Raw genomic sequence first — 12681 nt, forward strand, 5'->3', positions numbered from 1 at the left:
CAATTTATAATAGTTGGTTGTTTACTCACATTGCGTATCTTGGAGACTTGCATCCCAGCAATGATACAATTCATCGTCAAAGTGCATTTCACTCATTACCCTTCCGTAGCTCCCCTCTTTACTCCAATTGACATAGATTTCATCTCCAGAACTTACATTGTTAATCATCACACTTCTATCCATATCCATAGAGCCATCCACTCCATAAGTAATGGAACTGCCTTTATTTTCTCCTTCCTTCTCTACCGTAAAGGTAGTTGTACCCTTGGCAGCTTCGTGATCATATTCCCAAGAATTGGACAACCACACAGAGGAAGATGATGGAGATTCATACAATTCCCAAGCGCCCATTTCACCATTTAGTTTGGAAGTCCCAGTAAACCAGACAAAGTTATTAACTCCTTCACCAGAAATGTAACCTGTCCAAGCCACTTCCTGTCCATCAACATCGGCAGTAAGGCGTACCTCATAAGATCCTTTGCCTTCCACTTGGAAGCCTTTTTCCCAGACCCAAAGTTCTTGGCTCTCATTGTATACCGCTTCCACATCAACAGTCGCCTTAAATGCTGTCACAGGTACTGCCAAATGCGAATAAAGAATCATACTATAAACTCCTACGTTAATAGCAGCATAGGCCCAATTGCCAACAGCGATCTCCCTTGATCCTTCAGAGCCTTGATCATCAAACATGGTCATATCCGGAGCCATGCTGCTTTCAGGTGGCATGGTTGGCTTTTCCGACTGCTGTCCGTTTGGCTGTTCGTCATCTTTGGTACAAGACCCTAGCAGCACCAGTACTGCCAAAAAGATTCCTATCGATTTTTTCATAGTCATGTGGTGTTGGTTTAGTTTTCAAACGTGTTGAAATACAAAGACAGTGCCAATGCATTCAACTCTAAAGATAAATCAATGAGACAAAAACATCAATTAACCACACCTATTTGTAAACCAATAAATTAGCTTCTTAAAGCAAAAAAAATGCATAAATCACCAATACAGTCTTTAAAGGATTTTCTTTATTAGTTTGAAATCAAATAGAAGAGCTAAAAATTAAAGTGCCTGACATCAAAAACCGTTTTCCAGATGTTCCCTTCAAATATTTCTCATGATCTCTTGCCTCCAACCGTGTTGTAAAAATCTTCTTATAGATCAATCGAAAGGGACGGTAGGGTTTCGTTGTCCTTTCATAGCCCAAATTGTGGCGGTGAAGTCGATCCTCCAAATTGGCTGTCAGCCCTACATAAATATAATTCCTCTTTTCGCTCGATATCGCATAAACTGTATACATAACCCTAAAATACAAAAAGCCTCGCTTTCGCGAGGCTTTCGTACCAGGAGCGGGAATCGAACCCGCACGGCCTAATGGCCACAAGATTTTAAGTCTTGCGTGTCTACCAGTTCCACCATCCCGGCTTCTTCTAGTTTTCGTAGAAGTTACCTTTACTTGTTCCAAAGCTTTTTGTCAACCCTTACTTCAGAAACAAGAAAGCCCTTCTTTTAAGGGCCCTTGAGAGCGAAAGACGAGATTCGAACTCGCGACCCCGACCTTGGCAAGGTCGTGCTCTACCAGCTGAGCTACTTTCGCTTGTTATGAAATCTATGACTTTGACCGTGTTATCTCCGTCATTGTGAGTGCAAATGTACGCAGCTTTTTTTAAACTGCAATAGATGCCCAAAAAAAATTTCTCCTTTTCAAGCACCCAATACACTATTACACTGATTTTCAGGCAGATTTTTACTCCAACTTTTTCTTGATTTCATTCAGCTTCAACAAGGCTTCCACTGGAGATATGGTGTTAATATCTATGGCATCCAACAACTCCTGCGCTTCCTTGAATTTAGGATCAATCTCAAAAAGGCTCAATTGGAAATTGTTTTTGGGCACATCCTTCATCTTTTCTTTCTGTTGATGCATGTCCTTGTCCTTTTCCAAATGCCCCATTATTTCCGCAGCTCTTAGCACTACTGGATTGGGCATACCTGCCATTTGGGCCACATGGATACCAAAACTGTGCTCACTACCTCCTTCTTTTAGTTTGCGCATAAATATCACCTTATCCCCCACTTCCTTCACCGACACATTGAAGTTCTTCACCTTTGGAAAATCCTCCGCCAATTGGTTAAGCTCATGGTAATGCGTGGCAAATAGGGTCTTTGCCTTGAATTTTGGGTGGTTATGCAAAAACTCCACAATGGACCAAGCTATCGAAATCCCATCATATGTAGATGTTCCCCGACCAATCTCATCCATCAACACCAAACTTCTATCTGAAAGGTTGTTCAGGATGCTGGCCGTTTCGGTCATTTCCACCATAAAGGTAGATTCTCCTTTCGAAAGATTATCTGAAGCCCCTACCCTTGTAAAGACCTTGTCTATGATACCTATCCTGGCATAGGAAGCCGGAACAAAACTGCCCATCTGCGCCATCAAAACAATCAAAGCAGTCTGCCTCAACAAGGCTGATTTACCCGCCATATTGGGCCCTGTGATGATAATAACCTGCTGGGAATTATTGTCCAAGTAAATGTCATTGGGCACATAATCTTCTCCCACAGGCAACTGTTTCTCAATAACGGGATGACGGCCATCTTTGATCTCCAAAGTATCCGTATCCGATATTTTCGGTCTGCAATAACCATTCATGCTGGCTACCAGTGCAAATGAAACCAAACAGTCTACCGTGGCCAATATGCGTGCATTCTCTTGAATTTGTGTGACGTATTCTCCTGCACTTTGCACCAATAAGTTGAAATACTTATGCTCCAGCACAATCAACTTCTCCTCTGCATGGAGAATCTTATCTTCATATTCCTTTAGCTCTTCGGTAATGTATCGCTCAGCATTCACTAAGGTCTGCTTTCGGACCCATTCAGCGGGCACTTTGTCTTTATGCGCATTTGAAACTTCCAAGTAATACCCGAAGACTTTATTGTAAGCAATCTTCAAACTACTGATCCCCGTTCGCTGAATTTCCCTTTGCTGAATCTGCACTAAATAATCTTTCCCTGAGGTAGCCAGCTTTCGGTATTCATCCAGTTCTGCATCCACACCATCACAAATGATATTGCCTTGATGTACCAGCATTGGAGCATCCTCCTTGAGTTCTTTTTCTATTTTCTCCAATAAAAACTCGCAGGCATTGATCTGATCGCCCAACTTTTTCAGGGAAGGATTTTTCTGGCCTTTTAAAAGTTGCTTGATCGGCAAAGTACTCTTTAGTGCTTTTTTCAACTGGTTCATTTCACGGGGATTGATCCTCGCCACAGCCACTTTTGAAATCAGCCTTTCAAGGTCACCTATATGCTTAAGATGAGAAAGAATCTCCTCCGACAATTCCGTTTCGGCATGGAAATGTTCTACCACTTTCAAGCGCTCCTCAATAGGTGCTTTTTCTTTCAATGGCAGCACCATCCACTTTTTCATCATCCTAGAGCCCATTGGTGTTACTGTCTGGTCCAAAATGTGGATAAGTGGAACTCCTCCATCCTGTTGTGGATAAACCAATTCAAGGTTACGAATGGTGAATTTATCCAGCCACACAAACTTCTCCTCTGCGATTCTGGAAATGGAAGCAATGTGCTTCACTTCCTTGTGCTCCGTCTCTTCTAGATAATAAAGCACAGCTCCAGCAGCAACAATCCCATGTTCCAGGTTCTCAATTCCAAAACCTTTGAGGTTACTTGTTTCAAAGTGATTCGTCAGCTTCTCATAAGTATAATCATACTGAAACACCCAATCCTCGCAGTGGAAGGTCGTGAAATCATCTCGTAGCAGTTCGGCTGCCCGGGACTTATCCGCTTTTGAATAAATAATTTCAGAAGGACTAAAGCTTTGCAACAATTTTTCAATATAGCTACTGTTTCCCTCGGCACACATGAACTCGCCTGTGGATAAGTCCAGAAAAGCAATGCCCAAGGTTTGTTTCCCAAAATAAATAGAAGCCAAATAATTGTTTCGGCGCTTATCCAGCACATTATCATTGAAGGAAAGTCCTGGTGTCACCAATTCGGTCACACCCCGCTTTACAATTCCTTTGACCTCTTTGGGATCTTCCAGTTGATCACAGATGGCCACCCTGTTTCCGGCACGAACCAGTTTGGGTAAATAGCTGTCCAGCGAATGATGTGGAAAACCTGCCAATTCTATATGGCTGGCGGAACCATTGGCTCTTTTGGTCAGGACAATATCCAGTACCTTACTGGCTTTGATGGCATCTTCCCCAAATGTCTCATAGAAATCCCCCACCCTAAACAGCAACAATGCACCAGGATGTTTGGCTTTGATACTGTTATATTGCTTCATCAAAGGGGTTTCTTTCGCTTCTTTTGCCTTTGCTTTGGCCATCTTCTACCTGATTTAAATCTTAAATGTTACTTTTGGATATTATTCAAAGCCTGAAATTAATCGATTCAAAAAGGTAAACAAAAACCGAATGAAAAAATTAAACATGGACGAGCTTAACCGCTTGTCTGTAGATGAATTTAAAGCCTCAGATAAAATCCCTTTGGTCATCGTACTGGATAATATTCGTAGCCTGAACAATGTAGGTTCGGCCTTCAGGACTTCTGACGCTTTCCGGATCCAGAAAATTTATCTGTGTGGAATTACCGGAACCCCTCCCCATCGAGACATTCAAAAAACGGCTTTGGGTGCAACAGAATCCGTAGCCTGGGAATACGCCACAAGCACCTTGGACGCCATCGGCAGTTTAAAGCAAGAAGGCTTCCAAATATGTGCTTTGGAACAAGTGGACAAAAGTACCTTGCTTCATGAATTCCAACCCTCCCTTGATCAAAAATATGCTTTGGTTTTTGGAAATGAGGTTTTCGGTGTGGAAGAAGATGTGATCTTGGCCAGTGACCATGTTCTTGAAATCCCACAGTTGGGCACTAAGCATTCCTTGAATATCTCTGTAAGCATGGGAATCACGATTTGGGACTTTGTATCCAAAATGGGAGCTTTAGAGAGCAAATAATTAATTGCTGGTCGGGAATTCAGATCCCGGCCTATTTCTTTTTGGGAGCTTGTAATTGCGCAGGCATCCACCATCAATTGCATTGTTCACCAAAAGCCTTAGTTTTACAAGGATTTTGAACCAAAACTTACATTCTATGAAAAAGCTATTTTTTGCAGCTTTACTTTTATTTGGAATGACTAGCTTCTCCTCATTTGCCCAAAGCGAAATTACAGTGAGTGATCCTGACATCGAATTTAGAATTACCAAACCTAATGGATGGAAAATATACGACGACGAACTTTATTATCTAATCTATAAACCTAGTCTAAAAAACGCTTATGTTTCGATCACCTACTTTGAAGTTACAGAAAGGACGGACTTGGAAGAGGATTTCAAGTTTGCATTGGCATATTTACTCCCTAGGAATAATGAAGGATACAAAGTAGTAGGCACAGGTGATGAAATTATAGATGGAGAAAAAGCCAAATGGGTAAAATATCATTCAAAATTCCAGGAAGCAGACCAGCTTAATGTCTACTTTATGTTCGAAAAAAATAACCAACTGTTTAAAATATTGGGAACAGCCGCCAATTCGGATTTTGAAAGCGTAGAGGAAGATTTATTAGAAACCATCAAAAGTTTAAAATCTAAAAAGATCCAGCTAGATTGATTCACGATTTCAATACAACCTTTATGAAAAAACTATTTTTTGCCACTTTACCTTTTTTGATCTTTTCCTGTTCTGAAAAGTCTAATGATTCATCCAATTCCCTTAAACTTACTAAAAGCGCTGATGCAACCTATTCACTTTCGGTCATAGACACCATCATGGTTGATTCTGGCGAGGAAATTATTTACATGGACTCAAACAAATCAAGAACTGATTTTAGTGATGATGGAAAGTGGTATTATAATTACAACAGAAAAGAGCATGCCATTGAAGTCGTTGATTTGGAGAAAGCCAAGCTGGAAAAAAAATTATACTTGGAGAAAGAAGGACCAAATGGAACTGGACCTGTTGAAATGATTGATTTTAATGACAATGGTCAATTTTTAATTTTTAACGAAAAGTCTGCAAAAGTTTATGATTCTAATTCAGGAAATATTAAGCTCTTAAAACTTAAAGACTTTGACAGGGAAGAAGAGTATTCAAACCTATCCAACAATTTCGGTGAGCTAAATGACGATGGGAATATATACTATTCATTATATCAAAAAGAAGCTGGCGAACCACTCGGTATTACTAAAATCAATTTTAATGATAATACCCTTTTTAAGAAATCCATTGAAGATCTCGATGCCATAAAAGCATACCGTATACGATTTAATAAGATGGCCGTTTATCCAAGTTTAAGCTTTAACAAAATTGGAAATAAAATTCTGCTTTCCAATCAAACTATCAATGAGCTATTTGTCTATGATTTGGAAATGAAATTGAGTAAGCATTTCACTTATCAAAGTGACATCACCATAGATCAACGAACAAAACCAAGTAAAAATGAAGCTGACTCCAAGGAAGAATTTGACCATATCAGAAAATCAAGACCTCTGGATGCTATTTTCGGGCCAATGCAATTCGACCCGATTAGAAAACAGTATTATAGATTGTCCTTAGCACAAGGTAAGAATGAAAACAATTTTCACAAGGTATTGACTGTTTTTGATGAGAAGTTCAATCAACTACTCGAAACCGATCGAGTTGAGTATAACGGGATATTAAATAATTGCTTTGTGCGGGATGGGAAAATCTATACCATTGAAAACATCAATGATGAAATGGCTTTCGTGGTACTGAAAATTCAAGAAATCTAAATCAATATTTCAACCTTTATTCTTTTTACAATGATGAAAAAACTACTTTTTGCCGCTTTACCTTTTTTGATCTTTTCCTGCGCTGAAAAATCCTCTCAAGAAAAGGGTGGTGCTCACAATAACGCTGATAGAAAATTCTCTTTAGAAGTGTTGGACACAGTCATGGTGGACCCGGGCGAGGAAATTATCTTTACGCAATATGGGCTCTACAGGGCTGATTTCAATGAAGATTTTACCAAATTATACAATTACAATGAGCATGAAAATGCAATCGAAATTATTGATTTGGATAAAATGGAACTTGAAAGGAAAATCAAACTGGAAAAAGAAGGTCCCAATGGGACTGGTGGCTATATCCAAAATTTCGACCGATTTGGTAACAAGTTCCTACTTTCTGAATTCCATAAAATCAATGCCTTTGACAGCACTGCACAAAGAATTCTTTCCCTGAATATTCAGCAAGAACAGTTTTCTGGAGATTCATTACAGGGGGAAGAAACCCTTAAAACCAGTGGATTAATGGACGCTGAGGGAAACAACTTCTATTCTCTTTATGAGAGGGATTTTGGTGAGCCTGTTGGATTGGCCATAATCGATGTACATCAAAAATCACTTAGAACCATCCCTATTCCAGGCCTAGATGCATTGGCAAAATTCAAAGTGCTGTTCCAAACGGAAAACAGCAAATCCGCTTCCTATCCCAGTCAATATATCCAAAACCATAGGGATAGCCTATTGATTACCTCTCAAGCCATCAATGAGGTGTATATCTACGACATCTCTGCTGACAGCCTTTCCCACTTGACCTTTCACAGTGAAATCACTGCTGACAGACAAACTGATAATCCCAAAACACTGGTCCAATCCCAGGAGGAAATGAGAGAAGTTTCCAGAGAAAGACGCGGGGAAGTCAGTTTTTCAAGCTTTTATTTTGATCAGAAAAACAAGTTGTTTTATCGCTTCTCCCAAGAAAAAGACAAGGAAATTGCAGCCGACAATCTTAAGTACAAATATGTATTGACCGTATTTGATGAGCACTTTAATCAGCTTTATGAAACAGCAGACATTCCCTTGAAAAGCTACCCTTCAAGCATCTTTGTTAAAGATGGTAAAATCCACAAGTTTATCAACATAGAGGATGAAATGGCCTTTGTAGTCATGGAGGTCAAAGAAATTTAGATTAACCATAAAAAAAGGAGGGCCGAAACCCTCCTTTTTACAGTTTTATTTTCTTTTACTTACTACTGGGCATCCCACCAAACGGTGTTGACCCATGTATCACCTCCCATGCTGGAGATGGCATTTTGTAAGTTGGTACCATTGGTGGTGCTCTCAGAAGCTGGATAAGGCTGTCTCCTTGGAATCTGACCACCAGAGAAGTTACCAGTGTAGTTTATAGGAGTCAATTCAGGATAACCCGAACGCTTCCAGTTGTTCCAAGATTCCACAAAGTTCACCTGAATACCAGTTGTCGCCCAAATCTGCATATTGATCATTTCTAAAGCGGCATCAGTCGTGCTTATATCCAACGGATTGGCATCTGCATAAGCTTGCGCGGCGGCCGTAGAGACTGTACCTCCACCAAATTTACCTATAGTGGTCATGGCTCCCAAAACACCTGCTTCATAATGCTCAGCAGCAGTCATTGGTGTACTATATCCTCTTACCGCAGCATCAGCCAATAACAACTGAACCTCCGCATAAGTAAGGATAAACACCGGGGCTTCTCGATCCCTGTAGATTGCAGTAGGTCTGGAATAGGCACCAATTGGAGTCGCATCATCCCCAGTTCCCGTTGGACCGGGGAAATTAGGCTCATTGGAGATATCTGTAGCTCCGCCTTTAATATCATAACCGTTTGGCATACCGATTTGGGCAGCAGGATCATTGTTCCCTACCACATTACCATTTCTATTGGCGGCAAGACCTGCTGGTGGCACTTCCGCAATCACGGATAATCTAGGATCATTACTTGCTTTCATGTAATCGATCAAAACATCTGACCAACGAACTTCATAAATATCATCTACTACATTCAAGGCATTGGCACTTGAGTTGGAATAACCATTGGCCTGGTCTGACACCAAAACCGCTTCATCAGCTGGAGAAGCAAATACACCTCCAGCAATTGCTTTCTGTACATAACTTTGGGCAGTGGAAGGGTCAACCTCCACCAATCTCATCGCCATTTTTAGCATCAATGAATAACCAAATTTCTGCCATTTTGCCACATCTCCGCTATAGAGCACATCATTCTTGATTTGATCTCCACTTGTACTTAACGTAGTCAATGCTGTTTCAAGATCAGCCAACATCGCCATGTACATGTCATCCTGAGAATCATAGACTGGTTGGGTAATTCCTTCTTCGGCCATTAAAGCCTCTGAATAAGGAGCGTCTCCATAGATGTCCGTCACAAAAGAAAGAATCAGCACCTTCATAATTCCGCCTACTGCATTCAGGTTGGTGTAACCTTTCTCCATGGAAAGTTTCTGCATTTGGTTGACCCTTGAAGCCGCAGAGTAACCATTGCTCCAAACATTTTGAATATAGCTGTTAGTACTTCCCGAAGGCACATACTTGTCAGCATTGGAGTAATAGTTTGCTCCACCTGTGGAAGTGGAAGCCATCACTTGCACCCACATACTTTGGAAAAGAATGGCACCAGTATAACCAGTGATCATATTTCCATAGTTATAAGATACCGTTGGCAGAATAAGATTGGGGTCAAAAACTTCCCCATCAGCCCTGTTTGGATCAGTGTTGATTTCTTCGAAATCACCGTCACAGGCAGTGGTTGCCAGAAATAATCCTGTTAGGAATATGCTTATATATTTTTTCATAATCAGTCCAATTTGAAATTAAGGTTAAACCCGAAAGATCTGGTACTCGGCAAACTGGTTCCTTCAATACCAGTATAATTGATGTTTGAACCAAAACTAGCCTCAGGATCAATATTGTCTGCTTTTCGCATCAAGATGGCCAGGTTCCTACCCACTAATGAAACATTCATTCCGCCCAACACCGGTGTATTGGCAAACCATTTGTCAGGGAAAGTGTAACCTAGTGTTACTTGTCTCAACTTGATAAAGTCTCCATCAACCACACTCGTGCTGGTCACATTCTGGACCAATGCTTGGTAATAGCTTTGTGCGTCTGCAGTTACGCCATTGGTAGTAACTCCATCTTCTCTACCCACAAGCGTGTTTTTATGAAGGCCTCTGAAATGAGAGTAGAATTCTGTAGCTGACAACACTTTGTTGCCAAAGTTGTAATCGATCAAGAAAGAGAAATTAACTTGCTTAAACCTAAATTCGTTATTCCAACCACCATATACTGTCGGCAATACAGAACCATAATTTTTAAGCTCTCCTCTTACCGGAAGACCACTGGCATCCACCATAATATCCCCATTACTATCATAAGCATAATCATAGGCTCTTATCTGAGGACCCGATTCGCCTACTACATATGCGGTTACGGCATTACCCAAGGTAGCTCTGTTTTGTCCTAGGTTGACCGGATTATTGTTGTCATCCGTACTCAACACTTCATTTTTTACATTGGTGAAGTTAAAGGAAGAAGTCCAGCTGAAAGTTGGGGTTACAATCGGAGAACCTGAAACCAACAATTCTAAACCTTTATTGCTGGTAGATCCTGTAGCAACCACAGCACTGGTAAAACCAGAGGTAACACTCAGGTTAGCATTCATGATCTCGTCATGAGTGGTTTTATTAAAGTAGGCGACATCAAATGATAATCTTCCTTTAAAGAAACTCAAGTCCAACCCAAATTCCAACTCATCAGTAGTAAACGGTTTAAGGGAAAGGTTTGGCAAAGCCGTAGGGGAAGAACCAGCAGGAACACCATTATAGGAGTTAGCTGAAGTGTAATAGAATTTACTTTGATAGGCATCAAAAGGCTCTCCACTGGTCACCGCATAAGAGGCTCTCAACTTACCAAAATCAAGAGCACTAACGTTCATAAATTGACTAAAGATGAAGGCCATGCTCACTGAAGGAGAAAAGATACTATTATTATCTAATGGCAAGGTACTGTACACATCGTAACGTCCAGTAGTGGTCAAGGTCAAGAAATCCTTGTATGCAAAACCTAAGGAGTAATATCCCGAGTTTACTTCTCTTTCATTGTAATCATATGATCTTGAGAAAGTCTCTACGTTGAAAGGAGAATACAGATAAGGAAGTACAAATCGGCTACCTCCTACTCCAACAGTTTCGAATTTATTGTTTCGCTTATTAGCTCCTAAAACTGCATCCAACTCGATATCCTCAGTCAAATCAACCGTTGCTCCAAAAATGGCTTCTAGGTTCAATTCTGATCTTTCAGACTGGCCTCTTGAACTCAAATTACCTTTTAAGTCAGCCGAGTAAGCCAAACCATATGGATCAACACCAAAGAACTTGTCATTGGAAACATCATTACCCAATCTCAGCATAGCATAAATCTTATCTGTGAAGTTATACTTAGCGGATAAAGCACTTATGGTACGTCTTCTTCCCAAATCATTCTCTCCTTGATTGACAATAAAATAAGGGTTGGTCACATAGATATCGTCACTAAACACAATCTCTGCTCCTGTTTCAGGATTATAACCTGGTGAAAAAATTGCTGGATTGATATTCGGTGCCAAGAACAAAAAGTTGTTCGGGTTTTTAGGTCCATCACTTAAGAAAGGAATATTATCCGACTGCTGATCAATATAGTTGATCATAGCGGATACATTCAGCTTATCCGTCAAATTCTGCTCTACATTCAAGTTAATGGTATTCCTCTTCACACCACTGTTTGGAACAATTGAGTTGGCATCTAAATTTGATAAGGATAATCTGAAGGAACCCTCCGCAAAGCCTTTGGATACCGCCACGGTATTGGTCAGGTTAGTCCCAGTCTCATAGAAATCAATATAGTTTTCTCCTGATGGCGAATAATTGTATTGATTACCATCATAGCCGATAACTTGACTACCGTCCATTCGTGCTCCCCATGCTAGTCTACCTGTGGTTCTGGCGTCATCAGCAGTAGTTGGTTTAATACCGCCGGTACCTTGACCATATACATCTTGGAAATCGGTGAAGTCTACTGGCTGCTCAGCCATAAAGTTCATGGTATAGTTCAATGACCAATCACTTCCTTTCTTGCCTTTTTTGGTTGTAATTAAGATCACCCCATTTGAAGCCCTTGAACCATAGAGAGCAGAAGCTGACTGACCTTTCAGCACCGTCATGGTTTCAATATCATCTGGACTGAGGTTACCGATGCCGTCTCCGTTATCACTACCTCCCCACTGACCGGCAGACCCTCTTTGAGAGTTGTCCATCGGAATACCGTTAATCACATAAAGTGGAGAGCCTGTACCGCTGATGCTAGGTAATCCCCTCAAGGTAATTTTAGCGGTTCCGCCTGGTCCACTACTTGTGCCTTTTACCACCAAACCGGCCACGCGACCCGCTAGGGAATTGGCCACGTTGGTTTCACGGGCTTTGTTCAAAGTCTCACTGCCTACTTCCGTGACGGAGTAGCCCAACTTTTCTTTTTCCTTACTGATACCTAAGGCAGTTACCACCACTTCTCCCAATTCTTCACTGTCCTGAACCAAAGCAACGTCAATGGTGCTTTTTCCGGCAACAGAAATTTCTTGGATTGTATAACCAATAAAGGAATATACTACAATGGCATCTTCAGGTACACTCAATGAATACTTACCGTCAAGGTCTGTAGAGGTTCCTGATGAAGTTCCTTTTACGAATACGTTTACTCCGGGAATGGCAGAACCATCACTCGCATCAGTAACAGTACCCGTAATCGTTTTGGTCTGCGCCCAGAGTGCATGACTGAACAGCACTAGCGCAAACAACAATAGGGCATGTAATTTTTTTTTCATAGGTTG

The 12681-nt window shown here is 40.9% G+C and carries 9 protein-coding genes and 2 tRNA genes; 4 read left to right on the forward strand and 7 right to left on the reverse strand.

Translation table 11 applies throughout. The features are described from left to right. Positions 1 to 21 precede the first annotated feature (21 nt). From JL001_RS05435 to mutS, 5 genes are all read right to left on the reverse strand, one after another. Positions 22 to 828 carry a hypothetical protein gene (locus JL001_RS05435; RefSeq protein WP_200975131.1) on the reverse strand — a complete coding sequence of 269 codons (807 nt, stop codon included), beginning with the start codon at positions 826 to 828 and terminating at the stop codon, positions 22 to 24. Between the two features lie 202 nt (positions 829 to 1030). Beyond that, the gene (locus JL001_RS23275) at positions 1031 to 1288 is read right to left on the reverse strand and encodes a GIY-YIG nuclease family protein (protein WP_200975132.1); all 258 of its coding nucleotides are present in this window, start codon (positions 1286 to 1288) and stop codon (positions 1031 to 1033) included. Between the two features lie 41 nt (positions 1289 to 1329). Next, positions 1330 to 1413: transfer RNA gene (locus JL001_RS05445), tRNA-Leu, on the reverse strand. A gap of 99 nt (positions 1414 to 1512) precedes the next feature. Then, a tRNA-Gly gene (locus JL001_RS05450) sits at positions 1513 to 1585 on the reverse strand. Between the two features lie 150 nt (positions 1586 to 1735). Further along, the gene (gene mutS / locus JL001_RS05455; RefSeq protein WP_200975133.1) at positions 1736 to 4345 is read right to left on the reverse strand and encodes a DNA mismatch repair protein MutS; all 2610 of its coding nucleotides are present in this window, start codon (positions 4343 to 4345) and stop codon (positions 1736 to 1738) included. Between the two features lie 88 nt (positions 4346 to 4433). On the opposite strand from mutS, the gene JL001_RS05460 reads away from it, so the two are divergent. From JL001_RS05460 to JL001_RS05475, 4 genes are all read left to right on the forward strand, one after another. Next, entirely contained in the window at positions 4434 to 4976 is a 543-nt protein-coding gene (locus JL001_RS05460) for an RNA methyltransferase (protein ID WP_236252723.1), read from the forward strand. 136 nt (positions 4977 to 5112) lie between these two features. After that, the gene (locus tag JL001_RS05465; protein ID WP_200975134.1) at positions 5113 to 5628 is read left to right on the forward strand and encodes a hypothetical protein; all 516 of its coding nucleotides are present in this window, start codon (positions 5113 to 5115) and stop codon (positions 5626 to 5628) included. A gap of 23 nt (positions 5629 to 5651) precedes the next feature. Beyond that, positions 5652 to 6770, forward strand: coding sequence for a DUF4221 family protein (locus JL001_RS05470; protein WP_200975135.1), 1119 nt, complete (start codon positions 5652 to 5654; stop codon positions 6768 to 6770). Between the two features lie 30 nt (positions 6771 to 6800). Beyond that, positions 6801 to 7949 (forward strand): DUF4221 family protein, encoded by a 1149-nt coding sequence (locus JL001_RS05475; protein WP_200975136.1) that lies wholly within the window; start codon positions 6801 to 6803, stop codon positions 7947 to 7949. A 62-nt stretch (positions 7950 to 8011) separates the two neighbouring features. Here the strand turns inward: JL001_RS05475 and JL001_RS05480 are convergent, their stop codons facing one another. Then, positions 8012 to 9613, reverse strand: coding sequence for a SusD/RagB family nutrient-binding outer membrane lipoprotein (locus JL001_RS05480; protein ID WP_200975137.1), 1602 nt, complete (start codon positions 9611 to 9613; stop codon positions 8012 to 8014). 2 nt (positions 9614 to 9615) lie between these two features. After that, entirely contained in the window at positions 9616 to 12675 is a 3060-nt protein-coding gene (locus JL001_RS05485) for a SusC/RagA family TonB-linked outer membrane protein (RefSeq protein ID WP_200975138.1), read from the reverse strand. Positions 12676 to 12681 lie beyond the last annotated feature (6 nt).

Origin of the sequence: Echinicola sp. 20G (assembly GCF_015533855.1) — a bacterium.
Classification (GTDB): domain Bacteria; phylum Bacteroidota; class Bacteroidia; order Cytophagales; family Cyclobacteriaceae; genus Echinicola.